Origin of the sequence: Kosakonia sp. (genome assembly GCF_032104925.1) — a bacterium.
Classification (GTDB): domain Bacteria; phylum Pseudomonadota; class Gammaproteobacteria; order Enterobacterales; family Enterobacteriaceae; genus Kosakonia.
The window spans coordinates 46,125-69,942 of the sequence record NZ_DAMCGF010000010.1 but is presented as its reverse complement, the minus strand read 5'-3'; the positions used below and the strand labels follow the sequence as shown (position 1 = coordinate 69,942).

At 49.4% G+C, this 23,818-nt stretch carries 25 protein-coding genes; 14 read left to right on the top strand and 11 right to left on the bottom strand.

Features of this window, described 5'->3' with window-relative positions; all coding sequences use genetic code 11:
- The first annotated feature begins 1 nt into the window (after window position 1).
- From RT644_RS18270 to RT644_RS18230, 9 genes are all read left to right on the top strand, one after another.
- Entirely contained in the window at window positions 2-1,261 is a 1,260-nt protein-coding gene (locus RT644_RS18270) for a flagellar hook-length control protein FliK (protein WP_313627462.1), read from the top strand.
- Between the two features lie 153 nt (window positions 1,262-1,414).
- Window positions 1,415-1,918 carry a flagellar basal body-associated protein FliL gene (gene fliL / locus RT644_RS18265; RefSeq protein WP_020454829.1) on the top strand — a complete coding sequence of 168 codons (504 nt, stop codon included), beginning with the start codon at window positions 1,415-1,417 and terminating at the stop codon, window positions 1,916-1,918.
- 5 nt (window positions 1,919-1,923) lie between these two features.
- Complete coding sequence (gene fliM, locus RT644_RS18260; protein ID WP_313627459.1) at window positions 1,924-2,928, top strand: flagellar motor switch protein FliM; 1,005 nt, start codon at window positions 1,924-1,926, stop codon at window positions 2,926-2,928.
- A 7-nt stretch (window positions 2,929-2,935) separates the two neighbouring features.
- On the top strand, window positions 2,936-3,337 hold the full coding sequence (gene fliN, locus RT644_RS18255) for a flagellar motor switch protein FliN (protein ID WP_020454827.1): 402 nt from the start codon (window positions 2,936-2,938) through the stop codon (window positions 3,335-3,337).
- Entirely contained in the window at window positions 3,337-3,741 is a 405-nt protein-coding gene (gene fliO / locus RT644_RS18250; protein WP_020454826.1) for a flagellar biosynthetic protein FliO, read from the top strand. Before fliN ends, fliO begins: the two co-directional genes overlap by 1 nt.
- Window positions 3,738-4,499 carry a flagellar type III secretion system pore protein FliP gene (gene fliP / locus RT644_RS18245; protein ID WP_020454825.1) on the top strand — a complete coding sequence of 254 codons (762 nt, stop codon included), beginning with the start codon at window positions 3,738-3,740 and terminating at the stop codon, window positions 4,497-4,499. Before fliO ends, fliP begins: the two co-directional genes overlap by 4 nt.
- Window positions 4,500-4,509: 10 nt before the next feature.
- Window positions 4,510-4,779 carry a flagellar biosynthesis protein FliQ gene (gene fliQ / locus RT644_RS18240; protein ID WP_044489457.1) on the top strand — a complete coding sequence of 90 codons (270 nt, stop codon included), beginning with the start codon at window positions 4,510-4,512 and terminating at the stop codon, window positions 4,777-4,779.
- A gap of 2 nt (window positions 4,780-4,781) precedes the next feature.
- A complete protein-coding gene (fliR, locus tag RT644_RS18235; RefSeq protein WP_020454823.1) occupies window positions 4,782-5,561 on the top strand; it encodes a flagellar biosynthetic protein FliR in 780 nt (259 codons plus the stop codon).
- A 67-nt stretch (window positions 5,562-5,628) separates the two neighbouring features.
- Entirely contained in the window at window positions 5,629-6,228 is a 600-nt protein-coding gene (locus RT644_RS18230) for a LuxR C-terminal-related transcriptional regulator (RefSeq protein ID WP_313627455.1), read from the top strand.
- Window positions 6,229-6,345: 117 nt separating this feature from the next.
- Here the strand turns inward: RT644_RS18230 and flhC are convergent, their stop codons facing one another.
- Window positions 6,346-6,903 (bottom strand): flagellar transcriptional regulator FlhC, encoded by a 558-nt coding sequence (gene flhC, locus RT644_RS18225; RefSeq protein WP_052332815.1) that lies wholly within the window; start codon window positions 6,901-6,903, stop codon window positions 6,346-6,348.
- 14 nt (window positions 6,904-6,917) lie between these two features.
- Complete coding sequence (gene flhD, locus RT644_RS18220; protein ID WP_313627453.1) at window positions 6,918-7,265, bottom strand: flagellar transcriptional regulator FlhD; 348 nt, start codon at window positions 7,263-7,265, stop codon at window positions 6,918-6,920.
- Between the two features lie 1,256 nt (window positions 7,266-8,521).
- Here flhD and RT644_RS18215 point away from each other — a divergent pair.
- Window positions 8,522-11,626: an inverse autotransporter beta domain-containing protein gene (locus RT644_RS18215; protein WP_313627451.1), complete on the top strand. Its 3,105-nt coding sequence runs from the start codon at window positions 8,522-8,524 to the stop codon at window positions 11,624-11,626.
- Between the two features lie 530 nt (window positions 11,627-12,156).
- Here the strand turns inward: RT644_RS18215 and RT644_RS18210 are convergent.
- Window positions 12,157-12,543 (bottom strand): hypothetical protein, encoded by a 387-nt coding sequence (locus RT644_RS18210; protein ID WP_313627449.1) that lies wholly within the window; start codon window positions 12,541-12,543, stop codon window positions 12,157-12,159.
- A 134-nt stretch (window positions 12,544-12,677) separates the two neighbouring features.
- Here RT644_RS18210 and RT644_RS18205 point away from each other — a divergent pair, with 134 nt between their 5' ends.
- Together RT644_RS18205 and RT644_RS18200 are read left to right on the top strand one after the other, a co-directional pair.
- Window positions 12,678-13,259 carry a glycoside hydrolase family 19 protein gene (locus tag RT644_RS18205; protein WP_065369985.1) on the top strand — a complete coding sequence of 194 codons (582 nt, stop codon included), beginning with the start codon at window positions 12,678-12,680 and terminating at the stop codon, window positions 13,257-13,259.
- Window positions 13,256-13,591, top strand: a complete 336-nt coding sequence (locus RT644_RS18200) for a hypothetical protein (RefSeq protein WP_313627447.1) — start codon at window positions 13,256-13,258, stop codon at window positions 13,589-13,591. Before RT644_RS18205 ends, RT644_RS18200 begins: the two co-directional genes overlap by 4 nt.
- A 403-nt stretch (window positions 13,592-13,994) precedes the next feature.
- On the opposite strand, the gene RT644_RS18195 is transcribed toward RT644_RS18200, so the two are convergent.
- From RT644_RS18195 to RT644_RS18175, 5 genes are read right to left on the bottom strand one after another with little or no spacing between them, the layout of a single operon-like run.
- Complete coding sequence (locus RT644_RS18195) at window positions 13,995-16,328, bottom strand: primase-helicase zinc-binding domain-containing protein (protein WP_313627445.1); 2,334 nt, start codon at window positions 16,326-16,328, stop codon at window positions 13,995-13,997.
- Window positions 16,329-16,337: 9 nt separating this feature from the next.
- Window positions 16,338-16,658, bottom strand: a complete 321-nt coding sequence (locus RT644_RS18190; RefSeq protein ID WP_123923002.1) for a DUF5375 domain-containing protein — start codon at window positions 16,656-16,658, stop codon at window positions 16,338-16,340.
- The gene (locus tag RT644_RS18185) at window positions 16,655-16,882 is read right to left on the bottom strand and encodes a hypothetical protein (protein ID WP_020454813.1); all 228 of its coding nucleotides are present in this window, start codon (window positions 16,880-16,882) and stop codon (window positions 16,655-16,657) included. The genes RT644_RS18190 and RT644_RS18185 overlap by 4 nt, the downstream gene beginning before the upstream one ends.
- The gene (locus tag RT644_RS18180; RefSeq protein WP_313627443.1) at window positions 16,879-17,427 is read right to left on the bottom strand and encodes a host cell division inhibitor Icd-like protein; all 549 of its coding nucleotides are present in this window, start codon (window positions 17,425-17,427) and stop codon (window positions 16,879-16,881) included. Before RT644_RS18180 ends, RT644_RS18185 begins: the two co-directional genes overlap by 4 nt.
- Window positions 17,424-17,690: a helix-turn-helix transcriptional regulator gene (locus RT644_RS18175; RefSeq protein ID WP_017459906.1), complete on the bottom strand. Its 267-nt coding sequence runs from the start codon at window positions 17,688-17,690 to the stop codon at window positions 17,424-17,426. Before RT644_RS18175 ends, RT644_RS18180 begins: the two co-directional genes overlap by 4 nt.
- A gap of 561 nt (window positions 17,691-18,251) precedes the next feature.
- Between RT644_RS18175 and RT644_RS18170 the strand changes: the two genes are divergently transcribed.
- Both RT644_RS18170 and RT644_RS18165 read left to right on the top strand, forming a co-directional pair.
- Window positions 18,252-19,049: a capsid protein gene (locus RT644_RS18170; RefSeq protein WP_313627441.1), complete on the top strand. Its 798-nt coding sequence runs from the start codon at window positions 18,252-18,254 to the stop codon at window positions 19,047-19,049.
- 3 nt (window positions 19,050-19,052) lie between these two features.
- A complete protein-coding gene (locus RT644_RS18165) occupies window positions 19,053-19,256 on the top strand; it encodes an ogr/Delta-like zinc finger family protein (protein WP_313627439.1) in 204 nt (67 codons plus the stop codon).
- A gap of 263 nt (window positions 19,257-19,519) precedes the next feature.
- Here the strand turns inward: RT644_RS18165 and RT644_RS18160 are convergent, their stop codons facing one another.
- From RT644_RS18160 to RT644_RS18150, 3 genes are read right to left on the bottom strand one after another with little or no spacing between them, the layout of a single operon-like run.
- Window positions 19,520-20,884: a hypothetical protein gene (locus tag RT644_RS18160; RefSeq protein WP_313627438.1), complete on the bottom strand. Its 1,365-nt coding sequence runs from the start codon at window positions 20,882-20,884 to the stop codon at window positions 19,520-19,522.
- Window positions 20,877-22,508, bottom strand: coding sequence for a VPA1262 family N-terminal domain-containing protein (locus tag RT644_RS18155; RefSeq protein WP_313627437.1), 1,632 nt, complete (start codon window positions 22,506-22,508; stop codon window positions 20,877-20,879). Before RT644_RS18155 ends, RT644_RS18160 begins: the two co-directional genes overlap by 8 nt.
- A gap of 15 nt (window positions 22,509-22,523) precedes the next feature.
- Window positions 22,524-23,729 carry an integrase domain-containing protein gene (locus tag RT644_RS18150; protein WP_313627436.1) on the bottom strand — a complete coding sequence of 402 codons (1,206 nt, stop codon included), beginning with the start codon at window positions 23,727-23,729 and terminating at the stop codon, window positions 22,524-22,526.
- Window positions 23,730-23,818: the final 89 nt, after the last annotated feature.

Sequence of the window (23,818 nt, the reverse complement as noted above, 5' to 3'; positions counted from 1 at the left end):
GATGATTATCAGACCTTCTACCCCTACTCCCGCGAGCGATAGCGGACGCCAGACGGCATCCACCTCATCCGCGCAGGAAGAGGGCGAGTTTTCTTCCGCGCTGAAAAAAAAGCTGGCGGCAGAACAACCCGCAAAAACCGACAAAACAGCGCCTGCGCAGGAAGGCACTAAAAAACCTGCGGATAAAAAAGAGGAGCCGTCAGGCGACGCCCGTCCGGCGCAGCCTGCGACGCTGGCTATCGATCCGCTGGCGCAAGTGGCGCAGACAATCGCGTTGCCAGCGGAGGTGACCACCGCGGATGCGCTGCTTGCCCAGGGCGAACAGACCGCGCAACCGGCACTGGCGGATCTGGCGACGTTACCGCAGAACGCGACTGAACCTGCAGTTGCTATAACTGCAACCCCGGCAAACACGCTTACAGCAGCCGCCGTGGCGACCGATGCTCAAGCCGCTGACCCGTTAGCGCAGGCGACTTTCGCCGCCGCTCCCGCTGAGAACGTGCAGACGCCAGTGACCGCCGCCCCGGAGCGCGGACCCGCGACCGGCAAAGGGCAGGGGATAACCACAGCGCTTCACACGGCGACACCGCTTGCGCAGAAAAACGTTGAAGGCAGCGACTCCCCTTTGCCGGCAACGGACACCGCGCAGCTTAGCGGCAATGGGCAAACCCAGGCCGCACCGGCCAGCGAAAGTTTCGCCACGGCGTTGCATGCGGTGAAAGCGGGTGAACCGCTACCGCAACTGAGCGTGATTTCTCACGCCGCACCCGTTAGCGCACCGTCAACAACGGCAGCATTAGCCTCTCCGGCGATGGCGACCGGCACCTTACAGGCGGAGGTTGGCACGCCTGCGTGGCAGCAATCGCTGGGGCAGCAAATTGCGGTGTTCACCCGTAATGGCGTTCACCATGCGGAACTGCGCCTGCATCCTGAGGACTTAGGCGCGTTGCAAATCAGCCTGCGCGTGAATAACGATCAGGCCCAGGTTCATTTTGTCTCTGAGAGCCATCAGGTGCGTTCGGCGCTGGAATCGGCGATACCGAACCTGCGCACCATGCTGGAAGAGTCCGGCATTTCGCTCGGACAGAGCAGCGTGGGGGCCGAAACCTCCTCCTCGGCGGGGGAGATGACATCGGGCAATGCTTCCGGGCAAGGAAAGTCTGATCCAGAACAAGGTGAAGCGGCAATTTCGCGAGAAGAAGAACGTCCTGTCCTCTCCCGGGTCATGCACTATTCCCGTGGAATCAATACGTTCGCTTAATACGAATACGCTAAATGGCAAGGTGCTGACAGTAATTTCAGTTTATCAAGGAATTGTCCTGCATGGGTGCTGTATTAAAATAATCGCATCCAGCAGGTTATCTGCCTTAAGTATGATTCCTGATTTATTTTTAATTACAGAGTTATTCATCAAATGCCGAAGAAGAAACAAGCCGCCCAGAGTGGGAAAAAAAGCCCGCTGTTGGCGTTACTCATTTTGTTAATTCTTGTTGGTATGTGCGCTGGTGGCGCTTATGCCTATATGGAAATTAACAAACTTAAAACGCAAGTTGCTAATGGGAGCGATGGTAAAAAACCTGCCGAAGAAGTTGAGCAGGCAGAGCCGGTTTATTTGGATCTGGATACCTTTACTGTCAGTCTGAAACCAGATGCTCAGGAAAACGATCGCATTCTGTATATTGGCCTGACGTTAAAAGTTAAAGATACCGCAGCGAAAGCGATGCTGGAAAAACATCTTCCTGAAGTTCGCAGTAATTTGTTAGTGCTTTTTTCCCAACAAACAGCGGCTGAATTAGTCGATGATAAGGCGAAAGAAACGTTGGCATTAAAAACAAAAGACGCGGTTAACGCATCGCTTGCTGGCCAGCCTCAACCGATGGTGACAAACGTCCTGTTTAATGCATTCATTTTACGGTAACTATTATGTCGGACAGCATTTTATCACAGGACGAGATCGATAATCTTTTGAATGGCGGCTCCGGCGGCGAAGAGAAAATTAGTGCGGAACCGGCGCTGTCGTCAGCAGAAGATAATATTAAACCTTATGATCCTAATACCCAGCGTCGGGTTATTCGCGAACGTTTATATTCTCTGGAGATTATTAATGAACGTTTTGCGCGACAGTTTCGTATCGGCTTGTTTAACATTTTGCGTCGTAGCCCGGACGTCACCGCCGGAAACATTAAAATTCAGCCGTACCATGAGTTTGCCCGCAACTTGCCGGTGATGACGAGTCTGAATCTGATTAACATGCATCCGCTGCGCGGCACGGCGCTGTTCGTCTTTTCGCCCAACCTGGTGTTTACCGCGGTGGATAACCTTTTTGGCGGTGACGGGCGTTTCCCGACAAAAGCCGATGGACGCGAATTTACGCCTACAGAACAGCGCATTATCCAGCGCATGTTGTCGATGGCGCGCGAAGCATATGATTATGCCTGGACATCTATTTATAAGATCAAAACAGAATTTGTCCGTTCTGAATTGCAGGTGAAGTTCACCAATATCACGTCGTCACCGAATGATATTGTGGTGACCACACCGTTTCAGGTGGATATTGGTTCGCATAGCGGAGAATTACAAATTTGTATTCCGTTCAGCATTATCGAACCGGTTCGCGAGTTGTTGACTAACCCGCCGCTGGAAAACTCGCAGCACGAAAATAACCAGTGGCGCAGCGCGCTCGCTTCGCAAATGCGTGATACGGAACTGGAACTGGTGGTGAAATTCGCTGAGATTTCTACCCGCTTGTCCAGAATTATGAGCCTGAAACCTGACGATATTATTCCATTGGAAAAACCTGAAGAGATTGGCGGGTTTGTTAACGATGTGCCAGTGATGTCGGGTAAATATGGCTGCGCCAATAATCAGTATGCCATTCAGGTGGAAAATTTGATGAATTCTACATTATTAGCCTTAAAGAAGGAGTGACCAACGAATGAGTGATATGGAACTTGAATCGGGGTCAAATAAATCCTCGCTTAACGACCTTTGGGGCGACGCGATGAGCGAACAATTGAACGACAATAACGCCGAGTTGCATGCTGCGGCGAAAGACGATGTGATGGTTAATTTTTCTGAAGATTTAAATTTGGTGCTCGATATTCCGGTCAAAATGACCGTCGAACTGGGGCGCACAAAAATGACGATCAAAGAGTTATTAAGACTTAGCCCAGGTGCCATTGTTTCCCTGGACGGGTTAGCCGGTGAGCCGCTGGATATTTTAATTAACGGTTACTTAATCGCCCAGGGTGAAGTGGTGGTCGTTTCGGATAAATTCGGCATTCGTATTACCGATATTATTACGCCTTCAGAGCGTATGCACCGCCTGAGCAGATAATGAATACCCCAACGCTTAATACTGTTCAGCCCGTTGCTGGCGGGCCTGCCGTGGCTCCGGTCTCTATCGGCAATGTCGTCGGCGCGCTGGCGCTGGTGCTGTTGCTGATTGTGGCGGTGGCCTGGATCTGCCGTCGCACTGGCGTCGCTTCACGAATGGTAAAGGGAAATAACATTCTGTCGGTAAAACACACCCAGTCCCTCGGCGCGAGACAGCGTCTGGTGGTTGTCGAAGTGGATGACAAGTGGCTGCTGCTGGGCGTGACGCAGGAAAACATTACTAACCTGATGACGATGGAGAAAAAAGCGGACGCTGAGCCAGTTCAGGTCGCGCCGTTTGCTGCCAGTTTTCAGGCGGCGTTAGTGAATTGCATTACCCGGCACAAAGGTGAGGGCAAAAAATGAAACGCAACACGCGCCTGCTGCCGGGACTGTTTGGCTTTGGGATCACGCTTGCCGGGATTTTCTTCCCCGCCGGTCTGAGCTGGGCGGCCAGTACCGACATCATGCTTAGCCATTCGGCGAATGGCGAGAGCTGGTCACTGCCGGTACAAACGCTGGTTTTGATGACATCGCTGACGTTTTTGCCCGCGATATTGCTGATGATGACGGGTTTTACCCGCATTGTGATTGTGCTCGGGCTGCTGCGAAACGCCCTTGGCACCGCCAGTACACCACCTAACCAGGTGCTGCTGGGACTGGCGCTGTTTCTCACGTTTTTCGTGATGTCGCCGGTATTGAACCGGGTTTACGACGAAGCGTGGGTGCCGCTCTCGCAGGACAAGATTTCTATGGAAGTCGCGTTGCAAAAAGGGTCGCAACCCTTGCGCGCCTTCATGCTTAAACAGACCCGCGAAGGGGATCTGGCGCTCTTTTCCCGTATCGCCAAAGCGGAGCAGTTTAATACCGCCGACGATGTGCCGATGAGCATTCTGGTTCCTGCGTTTGTGACCAGCGAACTGAAAACCGGTTTCCAGATCGGCTTTACGATGTTTATTCCTTTTTTGATTATCGACCTGGTAGTGGCAAGTGTGCTAATGGCGCTGGGGATGATGATGGTGCCTCCGGCAACGATTTCCCTGCCTTTTAAGCTGATGCTGTTTGTACTGGTGGATGGCTGGCAGCTGGTTATCGGCTCCCTGGCGCAGAGCTTTTTTAGTTAGAGAGAAGAAGATGACCCCTGAAAGTGTCATGTCGCTTGGCTTCCAGGCGACGAAAGTCGGGCTGTTTATTGCCACACCGTTATTGTTAGCCGCGCTGGCCGCGGGTTTGATTGTCAGTATTTTGCAGGCATCGACGCAGATCAACGAAATGACCCTCTCCTTCATTCCGAAGATCCTCACCATCGTGGTGGTGCTGATCGCCTGCGGGCCGTGGATGTTGTCAACGCTGGTTGACTACATGCGCGGTCTGTACAGTAGCCTGCCCTATATCATTCGTTAACGATGCTTACGCTCTCGCTGGTTACGCTTTATGACCAGGTGAACCAGTATTTCTGGCCGTGCCTGCGCATGCTCGCCCTGTTCGGCGCGGCACCGATCTTCAGTGAAAAACAGCTAAGCGCGCGGTTGAAAGTCGCGCTGGCGTTGATCACTGCTTTTCTTGTCGCTCCGCAACTGCCGCAGAGCAACATCGCGATCGCCTCGCTCGACGGTTTCTGGGCCTGCTGCCAGCAGCTGATTATCGGCATTGCCATCGGGCTTGCGGTTCAGCTGATTTTCGTGGCGGTGCGCCACGCCGGTGAGATTATCGGTATGCAGATGGGCCTCTCCTTCGCCATGGTTTATGACCCCAGCGGCGGCCCGAGTATGCCGGTCGTTTCTCGGTTGCTGAACCTCTTTGTCACGCTGCTGTTTCTGACCTTCAATGGCCATCTTTATATGCTCGAAGTGGTGGCGAATAGCTTTCAGGCTTTCCCGATTAGCGCCGCGCCGCTCGGTCATGAAGGGTTTATGGCGATGGTCAAAGCAGGCAGCCTGATCTTTCGCTACGGCTTAATGCTTGGCCTGCCGGTTATCACCTTATTGCTGTGCCTCAACCTGACAATGGGGTTGCTCAACCGCCTGACACCGCAGCTTTCGATTTTTGTGGTCGGTTTTCCGCTTTCTTTAACTGTCGGCATGGTAGCCATGTCGCTGGTGATGTACACGCTTGCACCCTTCTTTGAAAACATGATGGCGGGCATTTTTGACCATCTGTTTGTGATCCTGACGGGATTCAAATAACGCCAGAAGGGTCGTTTTTAATCATCGTGATTCGTCACGGGATGTGACGCTGAGTAGGTAAAGGACTATGAGTGAAAAAAATGTAGTTAGTATCGCTAACGTTCTGATTTACAGCGAAGATATATTTTCGGCGCAGGGATTAACCACGCTGATTAAGTTCTATCGCCCGAGCTTGCGCATCAGCCATATCGCAAGCCCACAAGAGGCGTATGCAGCAAACAGCAATAAAGTGCGTTTTGTGGTTGCGGTGGCCACGCAGGCCACCAATCTGATGTCGTTGATGAACACCATGCAGTATTTGCGCGACGCGAAGCCGGATTTGCCATGCCTGGTGCTGAGCGACGCTCTGGACCCTGTTTTGCCCGCCCTGATGCCGGATGTTCCGACGCTGTGTCTGAATACGCCTATCCGCCACATTTATGAGTCAATCAGCCGTTTGCTGTCACGCAAAGGGGCGGCATCGCCGCACTATTCTGCGCTACCGCTGTTAACACAGCGCCAGCGCGAGGTGCTTTGTCTGCTGGCCTCCGGTGCCAGCGCGCAGGATGTTTCTGCTGAGCTTGGGATCAGCCTGAAAACCGCCTACGTACACCGGCGCGATATTCTGATGCGGCTTAACATTAGCCCGAATTATTATCGTGGTGTTTTTTCCGGTCGCTTGTCATAACGGGCGTAGATAACAGAAAGACAACAGCCTCGCCTGCTCAACGTTATGCTGAGCAGGCGAGGCTGCTATTGGCGGTGTGAAGATGATTTTGCCCGCTGTCGGGGCAAAATCATGCCATTACTGCAATGTGGTAGGTGCACCAGCCGCGAAGTTGAGCAGCGGGCTACGCTTCAGCGCGCGTGACGGTGGCACGCAAAGGCTGCAGGTAAAACCGTTGAACATGTGCTCCGGCGTGGTGATAAAACTGCCGCCACAACAATCGCACTGTGTCTGCTTGAGCATGCCGCCGTCGATAAAGCGCAACAGCGTCCATGCGCGGGTTAACCCCAGCACCGGTTCTTCATTTTCTTCAGCCAAACCGTGTTCCATATAGAGACGGTAGGCTTTCAGCATCACTTCAACAGAGCGGCCAGGTTCGACCTTCTGCAGGTAAAGATAAATATTATAAAAAATGGATGAGTGAATATTCTGCTCCCACGCCATATACCAGTCGGCGGAAAAAGGCAGCATCCCTTTCGCCGGGGAATCCCCTTTCAGCTCTTTATAGAGCTTTAACAGTTTCCTGCGGCTAAGGCTGGTTTCACTCTCCAGCACCTGCATTCTGGCGCCGAAATTAATCAACTGCATGGCGATATGCGTATCTTTAATTTCCGACATAATGCTTTTTTCGTGCAACATTGAGTCTTCCATTACGCCGCCTCGCTGTCATCATGATTGAGCGTGTTAAGCAGATTGCTCGACAAAATAATGCCGGTATGCAAACGCTGAAGCGCATCAATACGCGAGTCTTTGGTCAGGCAGTTGATCATCACATCATCATCAATACGCAACCGGCTAATCAGCTGGCCTGAAGAGGACAGTTTAATCAGTTGCGACAGTGACAAGCTGCGTAAGGTTTCCATCGTGGTTTCGTTTAAACCGAGGCGGAAACCGGCTGCAATTTTATCTTCACGGATCAGACGCTGTGCCAGTAATAAATAGGACAGGTTCAGATCCTGGATAGATTGCATTTGTTCGTCAAAGTTTTGTTCGTTCATAAAGTTGCTCCCGCAAAAAACAGGCGATGCGCTGTCTTTCGCTGTTATTTAAAAATTAAATATGCGAGCAACCACTTTATTTCGATATTAATTAAAAATACTAAAAGGTAAATCTTTTAACAGCTTTAATATAATTGTGCAGGTGATTGTATTGTGTTCCTGCTTAAATCTTTGTTTCCAGGACTTTTCCTGACAACGGAAATAAGTTTACACAAAAGGATTCATGCGAACAATGGAAATAATGCGGAAAAAATAGGCGGTTTGTAAAGTTGTGTTTTTGTTACTAATTTAACTTTAGCAATTACAGTCGGTTAGATAATTTTTAAAAAAATCGATAACTTTAATTACAAAATGCGTAAAAACCCGTTGAGAAAAATTATCCTTTTCAGCCATGCTTTATCTTCTTGAATTTTATCTATAAATAATACCGGTGTGCGTAAATGATAATGGTTTTTTTCTAACGTTAATTTATTACATCATTTTAACAAGCAAGCCGGTAAATGTCACATATAGGAAAAATCACAACGCTTATTTAAAGAGTTGAACAAAGTCGATGCAAATAGATTTGCGCTGTATAAGTTTTTCCTTATGCAGGTATATAGACGGGGCTGCCACAAACGCTGCCTCGCGCATGGGCGTGTTGCACAGGCTACCCTCTACGACCGTCCGGGTAGCAGGAAGGGTAAAAGTCGTGCCCGGGATATCTTGTGCCGAAAGTTTGCGTTCCGGGGGGGCGTAAGAGGAGGGGCAGAAGCGGTAATGTTAATGTCAATAAAACGAATGATTCGCATCATTAAGAAACGGATGAGGTTGCTGCTGCCCTTCTCATTACCATTAATAAATGGATGGCAACGAGAGGATAGTTAATTTTATTACACAGAAAAGAATTAATGATAACCGCCTTTTTAGCCTCTCGTTAATTAATAACGCGAAAAGCGCGCAGTTCTGTCTGCATTTAAAGGGATTGAAATTGAGAATTGACTGAGGCCTCATTAAGTATGTAAATTAAAGTAAAGCAGGATGTCGTAATACATTATTATTTTATTATCGTAAGAACACAGATGGGCCTTGGAATTAGATAGCGAAAACAAAGGGTTAAAGGGTTGCGGTTTGAGTAGGTAGGGAGATAATTAATCTTATTGCAGTGCTTCTTTCTTTTTTGTTTCAATATTCTCTATTGAGGAATAACTTTTGCCATTTTAGAATGGTTTCGGAATTTTCTTTTTATTGCTTAATTTTCTTGTCTGGTTGAATGCATGATTTCGAAATTTAAATCGCGATATTTTGTTGCGAATATCGGCTTTTCTCCTGGGCTGAGTCTGTTGGCATGGCTTAATATTGCGATTCAGATAACTTTTCCGCTCGCGGTTGCATTTACGCCGGCAATTGCCGGGGCTGAATTGCAATCTCAAACCGTTTCGTCTATCAAGACCCAGACCTACACACTGGGTGCAGGAGAAACGGCCCGCTCTGTTGCTAAGAAATATAACCTCACCCTGGAGGAGCTTCGCCAGCTCAACCAGTTCCGCACGTTTGCGCGAGGCCTGAACAATGTGCAGCCGGGAGATGAACTGGAGGTTCCGGCCGTGGCGGTGAAGGGCGGGGCTAAACCAGGCGCTTTCGCGTCCCAGCGTGCGACAGTCGCGAATGACGCCGCGCTGAAAATGGCGGGTTATTCCTCCCAGGTTGGACGCTTCTTTGCCAACGGTTCGAATAGCGATGCCGCGACGTCAATGGCGCGTGGTATGGCGACCTCTGCAGCGGGCGGAGAAGTTCAGCGTTGGCTGAACCAATTTGGTACCGCCCGTGTACAACTCGACACGGATAAGAACTTTTCCTTAAAGAACTCACAGTTTGAATTGCTTGTGCCGCTGTATGACCGGGGTGACAAAATGGTCTTCACCCAGGGCAGTGTGCACCGTACTGATGATCGTCTCCAGGCTAACCTGGGGGCGGGGCTTCGTTATTTCGCGCCGGGGTATATGCTGGGCGCAAACGTCTTCGGTGACTACGATCTTTCCCGCGAACACGCGCGTATGGGCGTGGGCGCTGAATACTGGCGTGACTTTATGAAGCTGAGCGCCAATGGGTATATGCGGCTGACCGGATGGAAAGATTCCAGAGATCTGGCCGATTACCAGGAGCGTCCGGCGAATGGCTGGGATGTGCGTGCCCAGGCCTGGTTGCCTTCTCTGCCGCAACTGGGCGGAAAGCTGACCTTTGAACAATATTATGGCCAGGAGGTTGCGTTGTTCGGGGTGAACCATCGCCAGCGCGACCCGCATGCGATTACCGCCGGCATCACTTATACGCCGGTTCCTCTCGTGACGTTAGGGGCTGAGCAACGGCAGGGGACATCGGGGGAAAGCGACACCCGATTCAGCCTGAATGTGAACTATCAGCTTGGTGTGCCGTGGCAAAAACAGCTGAACCCGGAAGCTGTCGCCGCGATGCGCAGCCTGCAGGGAAGCCGGTATGATTTTGTTGAGCGTAACAACAATATTGTTCTTGAATACCGGAAAAAAGAGATTATCAGGCTGCATCTTGCAGAACGGGTTACAGGGAATGGCGGTGAGCAAAAATCGCTCGGTGTTTCAGTGAAAAGCACGCATGGGCTTTCGCATATTGAATGGGATGCGTCGACACTTACTGCCGCTGGCGGAAAAATAGTGCAAAACGGCGCAGATTACATGGTCGTACTACCGCGCTATCAATATTCCGCGCAAGCGGTAAATACCTATACCGTGAGTGGCGTTGCTGTGGACACGAAGGGGAACCGTTCCGATCGCCAGGAGACGCAGGTGACGGTACTTGCCTCTGCGGTGAATAACAAAACGAGCACCTTCACGCCTGCAAATAGCTCGCTGGCGGCAGACGGCGTCAGCGAACAGGTATTGACACTGACATTGAAGGATGACACCAACCAGCTTGTTGATCTCGATCCACGGGATATTGTGCTCAACCATAACACGCTGAAAAGCGCCACTGTTTCTGCGTTAACCCGCAAGCAGGCGGGTGTATATCTCGTCACCGTGAAAGCGGGGAAAGATACGGAAACGGTCACGTTAGAGCCGACAGCAAAAGGCATTTCACTGCCTTCCGCGACGGTTGCATTCAATGCCACGCTGCTTGATGCCCAGCAGTCACTGTTTACTGTGAATCCAAATACCATCAAGGCGGATAACACTGAGGTGTCGACATTCACGCTGGCGGCGAAAGATCTGCAAGGCAAGGTGATGAGCGGTATTCAGGGCAACCTGTCACTGTTGGTAAAAGACAGCAACGGTAACACGCCGTCTGCAACGCAGGTCACTCTTACTTCGCTGACTGAAAGCGCGACGCCGGGTACCTATACGGCAAGACTGTCGGGAACGAAGGCGGGTGTTTACACCATTATCCCGGCGTATGACAACACCAGTCTCAGTAGCCTGCGCGCAACGGTAACACTGACACCGGGCAGTCCGAACCCGATACGGTCGGCCATTGCAACGGATATGACACGCTACATGTCCAGTATGACAATCCGGGTGACGGTCGCACTGCAAGATAGCTACCAGAACGTGATAACGGGTGCGACCGGGTTGCTGACCGCGCAGAATGTTCAGGTTCCGAATGCCAGCTTAAATGGGAACTGGAGTGATAACCAGGACGGAACTTACACGGCGACCTACACGGCAGGGGCTGTTAGCTCGGGAAACAAGGCGACGTTGCAACTGAGCGGGTGGAGCCAGGCTATCGAGTCGGCAGGCTATGCGATTAACCCGATTCCGTTCTTGCAGAATATCTCTGTTAATGGGGCGACATTCCAGAAAGGAGACGGCTTCCCGACGACGGGCTTTACCGGCGCGACATTCACTTTAAATATCGGCAATGGCGCTCCCTTAGATTTCAACTGGTCGTCGGATGCCACTTGGGTCGATGTTGACATCAATGCCGTGGTGAGCTTCACGGGGACAGGCGATGGGCGCAAAGTCACCATTACTGGTACACCAAAAAGCGGTATCGGGCCAGATATCACCTACAGTTTCACGCTGCGCAATTGGTTTATTACTGATAGACAACAAGTGCTATGGGTAGATGCTGGCCCCTATTGCAGTGCGCAGGGGTACACTCAGCCGACCGCAGCCCAGGTGTCGCAAAACTCTGGTTTCGTCCCCACCGGGGTTCGTACGCTGGGGGCATTGTGGAACGAGTGGGGATCTTTAGGCGGCACCTCTGCGTTCCCCGACGATGCTTACTGGCTGGCAGATGCAACACCAAGCGATCCCAATTATCACTACTCGCTGGACAAGTGGGGTGGCAACCTTTACGAGGGTTCTGGTGGTACGCTAAGCCCAACCATGTGCACTAAGGCCCTCTAACGCTGCCTGAGCTGTTATGAGCGTTATTGTTCCCTCGCCCCTTTATTCTTTAAGGGGCGGGGGATACATGGCTGAGATGCAGACTCACCAAAGTCATTGATCATATTGCTTTTCTGTTTACCGGATAGTGTCTGATCACCACGCTATGCCAACATTTGCTGTTGTACGACATTTCCCGGCAAGCTGAAGTGGCGCAGCTGGCTACCCCTTGATTCCAAAGTTTTTATTCCCGCTATTAATCAAAACAGGAATATTTTATGGGGTGCCGGCAAGGTTCGGATTTAATTAGTTGGCTTCTGACTTCGCGGGACAAACTCAAGGCACAAAAAAGCCCGCAGGGCTTGCGCCGTGCGGGCTCTTAGGACTTCATCGGATGACTCTGGTAATCACCGATGGAGAATTTTGGGCTGGCGGAGTCTGAATAAATTCGCTAATTGATTGAATTAAAGTGTTTTTAGTGAATTCAACTTTCAATTGTGTACCTAAACGTGTACCAATCGCTTCGCCTAACAGACTTTTGGGCTCATTTCTTATGTGCATTTATCCAGCTCGGCAGTAAGCCTATTCAGCTCATCCCGAATATGTTTCCGACGCTGTTTTAACAACAAGCAGGCTGGAACAACACGCTCAATGATGGTCGGCTTCCTGCTCACGTACTCTGTTACGAGCCGCTTAATATCTTCTTCTGTCCAGCCATCCATCACCGGCGTTGGGTTATAAAGGAGATTAGCCTGGAGGGCAGGGGCAACTTCCTCATCCAGAATCACAAAGATCGCTTCCCGGCTGAGCCCGGATTCCTTTAACACCTTAGCCATCCATCGATAGTCATAGTCCTGGAGTTCCCGACCGGTGAAAAGCTCCGATAAGGCGTGCCAGACAGTGATGCGGTTTGCTTGATCGTTATCTGTCAGTTGCATGTTAGCTCCTCCCGACGCTGAAAAATAAGAGGATAAGAATTTTCCTAGATTGTAAACGAAAGCAAAAAATGCCTGCCAAATGCTCAATCACGGTAGTTAAAATGATTATGGGATATAAGAAAAGGAAAAGGCAAATGGTTGATATTACAGCAGAGATGCTTTGGAATATTGCCAGGCATTACCGGCATATAGAAAGCCTGCTAAATTCACAGCATTACAATGTCCATGCCATAGCACCACATTTGAACCAATGGTTTACCGTTTATGGAATAAATACAGAATTAAGAGCCGCTCATTTTATAGCGCAAGCTTGTGTTGAAACTGCCAACTTTTCTAGATTAACTGAAGTTCCAAGAGATGGTGGCAGAGAATATGATGCAGGAACACGGATAGGACGTAATTTAGGTAATACAGAAGTCGGTGATGGTCCAAAATTTATAGGTCGTGGGTTATTACATCTGACAGGTCGAGAAAATTATACGAATTTCGGAAGCCAGTTTGAGAAAGATTACGTAACTGATCCCACTATAGTTGCAAGGAACCCATATGTTGCGGTTAAAGCAGCTTGTTATTATTGGGATCTCAGACATGTGAATGCGGCAGCAGACAGGGATGACGTAAATAAAGTAACCCTTCTCGTGAACGGTGGCTACAACGGTCTCGAAGAAAGGAAAGGGGCGTTGATAAGAGCAAAGAGAGAGCTTGGAATAATATGAAAGTATCAACTGGCATTCTAACATTATTTCTGTGTGCTATAACTTTTCCGTCTTTGGCTGCTGCGAAACAGTCTGAATTAACTTGTAAAGCTCAGGCAATAACAGAAGCAAATAAACTGCTGGCTTTTTATCGGGACAACGATGACAGGGCTGAGGTTGATAAAGATGTAACTGCATTAGCGAAGATGCAAAATCCGGAAAATAAATCGCAATATTTTGATGTATTGCAGACCTGGGGTTATATCTACAAAGGCAAGTATCGTATGAGATTCATCTTCCTTAATGACTGTACGCTCATGGGGGAAGAAATTTTAGAGTATGCTAATCCTTAGTATCACTTGGATTTTCGCATATATCTCGGGGCGGCATTTTTGCCGCTCCCCACAGTAAATTGAATAACAAAATTTAACTTAAATTCCAATTCCTCTCACAGCCCAAAACAATCCTTTAGAGCCACTCCCTTTAAAATCCGTCAGCTCCGGGCTCTTCAATCGGATTCTTAAATATGTTCTGTGTGCAGAGTGTTCTCTTTCTGTAGCGCGCTTTCCAACAAGCATTAAGCCGATGGGCGTAAAAAGTTTTTTGGGGGTTTACCGTTCACACTGTTCATTTCGCGATTTTTTTATTGTTTATCAGTGGCATGGATGGTGATGAGCTAGTGAATAGTGAACAGTACACTGTTCACTTCCGGGGGCGTCAGATAGAAAAAGACCGGCAATCGCCGGTCTGTGGTGGTTATTTTGTTGCGGGCTCATCGCACTTCGGCAGCCAGTCGCCGTTACTTTCTTCTTTCAGTGTCAGGTTAGTCTGCATCCCCTGATTTGTCCGCCGCCTGTCATAGTTCAGGCCGTACTCTTTCAGCATGGCCGGTAACCCCTTTCCGAACGAGGTCAGGCTGAGCGTGTTTTTGTAACCGTGCGCCTCCATGTAGACCAGATAGGCGTGATAAAGATACTGGCGCGGCTGGCGCGGAATAATGTTGGCATTACCCATATACATCCCGTCAGCGTCAGGCAGAGCCTCCAGATAGCCGCAAAAATCAAACGCCGGGTCGGCGTCACGCTTGATGCTCAGTGCCTCGCCGGAGTTCTGCTGCGACTGGAGCAGCGTGCGGGCGCTCATCGGGTCGCTGAACCGTTGCATGAGCTGACGCACAATGACGGCCAGCTCGCGGGCGATTTTGTCCTTCAGGTGCGGGTCGCGCTCCTCCGGCGCAATCTGTTCCGGGAAGTGCAGGATAACCCGGCGACGGGAGACGCCGCCGCTGCGGTCGGTGAAACGCATCGGGTTGTTGTTGACGGCCAGAATCACCGCCGGAATATGCGTGGAATAGGCGTCGCGGTATTTCGGGTCAACTGACACGGCATCGCCGCCGGTGATGGCCTTGAGTCCCGCACCGTCACCGCTCCATTTCTCCTGGTCAGGCAGGCGAATCAGCGAGAAGCCAATCAGGGCGGCGCGCTCGCGGGGTGATTCCAGCGTCTCGATGGTCGCGGAGGTGGCGTTGTCCTCGCCTGCAAGCATAGTCGCAATTTCGGCGAGAATGCTTTTCCCGCTTCCCCCTGGTCCCGTCACTTCAAGAAAGAGCTGCCAGTCGTAGCGGTTCGCCAGCACCATAAACAGCGCAGCGAGTATCACGTCGCGCTTGTCGGCGCGGCCACCGGCAGCGCGGTCGAGCCAGCGCCAGAAATGCGGGGCATGCGTTTCCAGCGTTTCGCCCGCCACCGGCGGGGTGAAGTCCACCTCGCACAGGGTACGCAGCCAGTGGGATTTGTGGTGCGGGCTGAACGTACCGCTGACGGTATCGAGCACACCGTTGCGAAAGCCAATCAGACGCCGTGCCGGAGCGCCCTGTTGCGGCACAATCAGTTTCAGGGTCTCCACCACCGACGCAATTTTCCCTGACGAGAACGGCGCGCGCAGGCGCTGAAAGAGTGCGGCCACATCGCGGGAGAAGTCAGCCGGGGACATCACTTTCCAGGCTCCGGCTTCATACCGGGATAGAAGCTGGCCGTTAGCATCCACCGCCAGCGCCTCGCCGTAATGCTCATGTACCCGCATCGCCTTCTCACTGGTGCTCATGGCGGTGAATTCCGCCTCGCTCATGGCGTCGAAAGGGCTCGCGACCGGTGGCTTAATGGCATCGTAAATCTCCCTGCGCGTGGCGTCCTTACCATTCAGGGTAAACGCATCATTCCAGTCACCGAACACCGGCGGCAGCGCGACAATTCCCTCGCAGGCTTTTGCGGCCGCAGCGGCTTTTGTCTGGCCGTCGCCGTTCAGGTCACAGTCAGCGGCAAGGACAATCTGACAGCCCGGATGCCGGTTGCGGGCAAGGCTCGCCAGAGAAAGGAGGTTCACGGACGACAGCGCCGCCATCACGGTTTCACCGGTCAGGTGATGCACGGTCAGCGCCGTGGCGTACCCTTCCGCTATCCACAGGCGTTTCCCCGCCTGTTTTTCACCGTTGATAAGGTGACAGGCTCCCTTCACCTGGCCGCCTTTCAGGGTGCGCTTGTCGCCGTCAGCGTTAATGAACTGGAGGTTCACAAGCGCGCCGGTGTCGTCATACAGCGGCACCACCACATCCCCGGCGCGGTATGTCACGCCGCCGGTTTTGTGCGTGGTGGTCAGCGTCAGGCATTCCAGAGCAGGAAAGCCCTTGCGGGTCAGGTAGGCGTTACCGGTGGTTGAACGGCTTTTTGCCAGCAGACTGGCCGCCAGCGCGGCGGCCTCCCTGCGCCCGGCTTCAGTTTCGGCCGTATCAGCAGCAATCACCTCCGGGGCAACCGGCGTCAGGCTGCCGGTCACGGCATTCACCCGGTCGGCGGCTTCGCTGACCGTCACGCCCAGCGCCTTTTCCACCAGGCTCAGGCCGTCACCCGCGCCGCACTGGTTGCAGAACCATGTTCCGCGCCCTTCCTTGTCATCGAAGCGGAAGCGGTCACTCCCGCCACATACCGGGCAGGCCTGATGCCGGTTTTTTATCACTTTCACGCCCAGCGCCGGGAGAATACGCGGCCAGTGGCCGCACGCCTGTCTGACGGTTTCCGTTACGTTCATTTTCATTATTTTTCCTCAGTGCACGACTGGCGCGGTGATATGGCGGGCGCATAACTCTTCCATCACGGCCAGACCAAGAAAGGAGAGCGACGGCGCGGTTTTGAGTGGTGCGGCATTCATTAAATCTTCCAGCAGCGCACAGGCAATCTGGCGGCCTTTATCCTCGCCGTGCTGGCGCAGATAAAACCCTTCCAGCTCGGCGGCGATGGCGGATTCCAGCGCATCGAGTGTCAGGTGCGGGTAACGGTGCTGACGCTGACACAGGGTCAGCCAGGCACAGGCCACAGCGCGGCGGTAAAGTGCGGCGCGCAGGGCGGGCGGTAACGGCTGTTTCATACCTTTTCCTCCCCGTCGAGCCAGCGCCGGTTGCAGCGCTCGATCACGGCATCGAGCTGATCCGTCATCAGGTAAATCAGGGAAATGAGTTGCAGACGCTCAGCCGGATCGCGGCGGAGGGTCACATTGTCCTGTTCCGCCGCCAGCTCGCTGACCAGATGGCCGATATTGCGCAGGTGCTCAAGATATCTGAGATCGTCAAGGGTAAGGATGGAGTGACTCATGCGTGCACCTCCGCAACCGGCAGGCGACCGGCAAACGAGAGGACGTAATCGCGAACGAGGGAACGGCGTGCGGTACGTTCATCAGCGGCAACGGTGCGCAGCATACAGACACGTGGTTTACGCCCGGAACGACGAACAGCAGCGAAGATAAAGATAAATTGCGGGTGAGACAGGGTGAGGGTCGTAGCCATAAGGGCAACCTCCTTGAAGTAGCGGTTATCGCTACCACCGGAGTTCTCACGCTCGGGTGGTAGCCCAGACGGGGGTGAGAAACCGGCCTTCAAGGGAACCGGCCAGCCCGAAGGCTGCCCCGCCTGAGCCACCATTACGCGGATACAGCAACGGTTAAAGAACCGGTACGTAAACAACAGGTGCACAGAGGCATAGACACAAAAAAAGACGCATGGCGCGTCCGGTGTCGCCTTGAAGAAACTCGGGTTCTCACGCCCGGCTGCCGATTTTGCGACAGCGGGAAAACTATACCTGGAAACGCCGACAGGAAGCAAGCCAGAAAAAGGGGCGTTTTGCTGACCGGGCAACATCATGCATCACAGCCCCGGTTGCGCGCCGCGATGCGATCGCTCATCCAGGCAGTGATTTCACTGTGCGCCCACGCCACGTTTTTACCGCCGAGAGAGATTTGTTTCGGGAAAGCCTCCCGGCTGATGAGGTCGTAAATGGTTGAGCGGGACAGACCGCATAAATGCATCACTTCCGGCAGGCGTAAAAAGCGTTCCTGAATAACGTCAGAAACAGGCATTAACGGCGCGGCAGGGGCGGAAGACGGGGAAGAAAAAGCGGTGTGCATCGGGCTACCTCATAATGTCCATACAGTGCCGGTCGTGTCTTTCCGGCTTCGGGTAGCGCTCTATTTTGTGAATATTTTCACCGGATGCAACAAGTGGAAATTGACCTCAGCGTCGTTAAGGTACGCGTAAAATTTTACCTTCCGGGTAATAAAGGGCAGTAAAGGTTAATAAGGGGCTGGAAAATTTTATAGTGAAATTCTCATCGTTATTTCGCATTAAAGCCGGGCTAATTAAAAGGAACAAACATTCAATAAATTTACTGTCGCGCTAAAAGAAAAAGAAAGGCCTGTGAACAGTAGTGAACAGTCGGTGAACACTTAATTCCTCAACTGTTCATTCTTTAACTTACTGTATTATCTATTATTTTATTTCTCAGTGAACAGAGTGAAGAGTTAATTACAGAAAAACAAACAGAAAGAGGAGTTTCCGGAGACCTCTTTCTGGCGAGCCGCTTTTTTTCAGCGGCTTTCTGTGCCATCCCGGCCACAACTGCAATCAGTCGTTTCGTTGTGCAGGACGCGGCAGAATGCCCTCAGGTTGACAACACAGAGAGCCCCGCCATGAAAACTGAACTGATTACCGCCGTGATGAAAACCCTCGGCAGCACCCAGGACGCGAAAACCCGCACCGCTATCGACAGCGCCCTCGACGCCATGAATAAAAAGGCCAGCGAAGAGAGTGCGGTCGCTGTAAATCGTGCCGTTGAGACGTTCGCTCAGGCAAAAGCCGCGCATACCGGGAATATGATGAAGCTGAACGATATCGGCGCGGCCATCACCCGCAGCGAAAAGGAGCGTGAGAACGCCCTGACAGAAAATGCCGAAGCGGAACAGAGCTGGCGCGCGCGTTTCCGCACCCTGCGCGGTGAAATGACGCCGGAGCTGAAAGCCGAGCACGGCAGACGCATTGCCGGTCGCGAGCTGGCAGAGGAGTTCACCGCCCTGATTGCGGAGCTGGAAACCGATAAATCCCGCGCCATGCTGGCCGCCTGCGCCTCCGGTGAAAAGTACGTGGAAGAACACCGGACAGCGTTTGGCCTGTACGCGCAGAGCGAATGGGCTGTCGCCATGAAGACCATCAGCCCGGCGCTGGTCAGGGCATTCGCGCTGCGTCTGCGCGCGCTGGAAATGCAGCAGACGGAACGCCCGCTCAATACCCTGATTCAGGAGCTCGGCGGCCATGTTTCCGTTCAGGCCGGGTTTTACACCTTCAATATGGACAGGGAGCCGGTACTTTCACAGCTTGGTCTTTACCGCCCGCCGCTGACCGGCGTGGATATGGCGCTGTATAAAAGCCCGGTGAAGCGAACACTGCTCGCCACACGACTGGCCGAGAAAAGAAAACAGGCGGAGGGCTGAGCCATGTTTCACTGTCCGTTCTGCAGACAGCCTGCGCACGCGCGCACCAGTCGCTATCTGACGGAAAACCTCAAGCAGCGCTATCACCAGTGCACCAGTATTGAATGCTCGGCCACGTTCCGCACCACCGAGACACTCGACGGGGTGATACGCAAACCGGCCATGCCGGAAAATCAGGTTTTGCAGGCAGAAATTCAGCAGCAATAATCCTCCGAAAACCTCCTGATTTATATGCGCCGGTACTCGCTACCGGCTGCGCCCTCAGTACCCCGAAAAAACGCAAAAAATTCCGTTATTTTTTTCGAAAAATACCCTGCATGCATCAGGTGCATTTAATTGCATTTATTTCTCTAGCTGCCAGAATCCCGCCCGCGCCAGTCCTCACGCGGTCTGAGGTAGCTTATGCATCTGCATTTAAACCGCCCTGCAAAGCGGGCAGGCGAGGCGGGGAAAGCACTGCGCGCAAAATCTTAAGCTCCAAAAAGCATTTGATTATATTTTGAAATCTCAAGATTAAATCGTAAAGACAGATCCACGATTGAACCGTTCTTTTCATATGCTAAATTTGCATGATAAGGTAATTGAAGTATAGATGCACACCTGTAATAGTAACTAATTAACTCTGAATGTGAAGTGTGCCAAGTATTATCTATGGATGATAAATCATCCCATGTTTTAGTAATGAATTGCTCTCTTTCCTTATCAGTAACATTGTTTAGAAAATATTGTATAACAGGGTAGTCTAATTCTGATGATGAAACAGAAAATAATAAATCATTTTGCGTATAACCAAAATTCCATTCGCTCCATATCCTAAATGCCTTTTCCCAGCAAGAGAATTGTAAAGCTAAAGTGGAATGCTGTTTAAATGATGTTAAACAGTGCATGACCGGCTCTCTCGAATTAGTATAGGAATGATCTAAGCTGTTGTTATGAAGGATAATAGAATTGAGGTATGAATCCAGAGCTTTGGGGGAGTTAATAATAGCTAAAGCTTTCCCTAAGTTGACTTGAATATTTGGAAATCTACATGGATATGAGTTTACATAGTTCATCCAATAGTTGAAGTCTCCTTTAATGTAAAGGGTTTGAAAGAGTTCGACAAGAAATACATCATCGCTAATTATATTAGCATTAATGTTTGTATCGTGAATAATAGAAAACGTTAGAATTTTTGAAAGATGATCTGAGCTAGAGAGTTTAAGTAGTTTTATTTTGTTTTCTATAGAAATGCAAGATGAAAGGAAGTACGTTTTGATTATGTTTATTGATTTGGTTAAAACATTTAAAAGCACCTCGAGTTCATATTCTGATAAAATATACAATGAAACTCTGACTTCGTTAGGGATTATGTCTGGTAACAAGTTGTTAAAAAAACACAAATGGTGGCCAATCATCTCAGATGAATCCGTAACCATAAGCCTAGAGATGTCTAAATCCCTGATAGGGAAACGTTCAGAACAGCGATCTATAAGTTTACTAGGAATATAGTAGTTAATTATGCAACTGCGGGCGTAATTTATGAAATGAGCACAAGGCTGATTTGAATTAATTATTTGAGATATAATATATTCTGGATTTTTAAGATGGCTTATTAAAATCAGCAGCGATGAGCAATTTCCATAATATTCAAATATTTCTTTAAATGCATCAATCGCATACTGATTGTTGTTATGTGAGACGGCTTCATTGTTTTGATAATCAAACAAATAATAAATTTCTGAATTTTCAATAATTTCTTGGTAATCACGATGTCCTGTGTTATGACTCATGGAATCTATAATATTAAGAGTGTTTATTATTGAGTTATGTAACTGACTCCAGTTATTAATCATTGATATTTCTCCATACTAGACAATCAATGCCTGATAAAGAGTCCCATAGTTCTAAAAAGGCATTAGCGATTAGTTGTGCATCCTGTACTTTTTGTAATATATGGTGGCTTGTGCCAAATGAATTAACTGACGTACCTAAAGACCATGCTAAAGTACTCGAATGATAGTTAGTTGAAGGAAAAATAATGAATCTGTCATGAAATTCCCATCCATTAGCCCCTGTTTTACATCTAAATTCTAAATTTATGGTCTTCATTGCCTCAACAGGTAAAGCATTGAAGCTTTCTTGATATCTTTTTATGGTTTGAAGTGCCTTGGATCCATGATTTTCTCTTAATGAGTTTCCTCCAGAGTCCGGTGGCAATTCTAATGAACTAATGGCTTTCATAACAGAGCCTGAATGTTTATTCATCAATAGGGTATCTGATAGATCTTGAAAGCTTAAATAAGGATCCCATAACCATACCGCATGTTGCCCGTATTTGTTTATTAAATAAACTAAATCTTCAAGAGCAATATTTCTTGATTGCTTTTTATTAGTCCCTTTTGAATTGTATTGTACGAAATTACGGCTCCGCCTTAATTCAGTGCTGCTGTTTTCATAAATCCTTTTTTCAACCCAATTAATGATCGGCTTTGTGTTAGGAAGTTTGATTCTACTGCTTCCTGAATCTAACACGCTAATTACTTTAGATTTTCCATTACTTGTTAACACTCTTTCTTTATAAGTGGAAACTGTAGTTGTAATTCTTGCATTAGGGGCAATGAAGGCCGATGGTCTGGTTCTTGCTAAAATAAAATTGTTTTCAGGATCCCAAATAGTACCAATATGAGAACGTTTATTTGGTATTGGTAATGAAATGTTTGATTCATCACTTTTTAGAACTTTTGTAAAGTACCCTTCACAGACATTATCATTTTCAGTTAAATGGCAATTTATTATCAGATCTCTTTTTCGAGCATGTTCATGCCAGGCTATATTACAATTTAATGAATATGTTTCATTTTGTTTTTCTAGTCCAAAACGAGCCATTAAAATGGTGCTAGGTATTTGCAGTAAAAAATTACCTATTCTATCTGAAACACTTGAAATGGATATAGGTAGAACTTCATTTATTCTATCAGATAGCTTTTGTAATGCCTGAGGAGATGATAACAATTCTTGATGGTTTTCTTTGTCGAAATCAAACCATTCAAAAACATAACTTCCATTATGAAAATTATTCTTCAATATGTTATTTATTGGTACTGACTCATATGAATTAGGAGAGACAAAGTATTTATCTATTTTTTTTAGATTAATAATATTGTTTTGATTTGCATCCCATACTCCATTTTGAGTTAAAATTTCTAATTTGTGAAAGAGTTCATCAAATTCAATGTAATACCTCGTAATGCCAAACCGCCATTTGTTGAGATGGTTGATAGAAATTAGATTGCTTGTTAAATAAGTTCTCCCAGTGGCGACCGGTTTATTGATATTCTCAGCCACCATTAGTGTCAAAATATTGCTGATTTTTTTATCAGTGGATAATGAGAATACTTCTGTAACCTCAATTATATTATTGAAGCCAAGTATTCCGCCCTTTAATGCTAACTCGATATCATTGATTATAGTTTGCATAATTAATGATTGCCGTTATTTTTTAGTGATACTATTTTCATTAATATTTTCTCCCCACCAATTCATTAATTCTGTTCTTTTTAGTAAGTAAGTAGAACGATTGTAAGCACGTCTAACTTCGTTTTTATCGCAATGAGCTAAAGCTGCTTCAATAACATCCGCATTGAAACCTGCTTCGTTCATAGCTGTACTTGCAATCGAACGTAAACCATGTGCAACTAGTTTTCCACCATACCCAATTCGCTTCAAAGCAGCATTAGCCGTCTGACTATTCATAGGTTGTTTTGGGTCATTCCTACTTGGGAAAACATGCTCTCGATGAGCACTGATAGGCTTCATCACTTCAAGAATCTCTAACGCTTGAGGTGATAAGGGAACCACATGCTCACGTTTAGCTTTCATTCTCTCCGCCGGTATCGTCCAGAGTTTTGCATCAAGGTCGATCTCTGCCCACCTTGCACCAGAAGCCTCAGAAGGGCGAACTAGGGTCAGGAGCTGCCATTCAATCAGGCAGCGTGTCGGGACAGATAAATTAGACATAACCAGCGAACGCATGAGTTTCGGTAATTCTTCCGGTCGCAGCGTTGGCATGTTCTGCTTTTTCGGTTTTTCAAAGGCCATACCAACACCTGATGCCGGATTAGCATCGATCAGGCCGGTATTAACTGCATAAATCATTATCTCATTAACGCGCTGTACCAAGCGGCGCACCGTCTCTAGCGCGCCACGTGCTTTGATTGGCTCCAGGGCTTCAACAATTGTTCTGGCTTTTATCTCCTGAACGGGTATCGCGCCGATAGCAGGGAAAACGTCTTTGTCCAAAGAGCGCCAAATGTCTTTCGCATAGTCTTCTGTGACGCTCTTGCTTTTAATCTGGAACCAGTTAGCGGCCACGGCTGAGAAAATGCTATCCAGCTCAATCTGGCGTTGTTCTGAAGCTTGCTCCTGCTGCTGCTGTGGATCTATGCCTTGCGCGAGCGTTGTTAAATGCTGGTCGCGCATCTGACGAGCTGCGGCGAGTGTTAGAGCAGGGTATGAGCCGAGACTTAGGTTTGTTCGGCTACCACTGGTTGGACGCTGGTAGCGGAAGCGCCACAGTTTTTTTCCAGAGGTTTTGACAAGCAGGAATAGGCCATCACCATCATGAAGCGTGAAGTCTTTTTCGCGGGGCTTAGCTTTGAGGATTTCGTTGTTAGTGAGGGGGCGTGTGATGCGCGCCATGCCTGGATCCCTTCCATAATTGGTACACGTTTAATGGACCACAGTATACCGTGTACCTAAACGTGTACCAATTCTCTCTGGATTTAGCT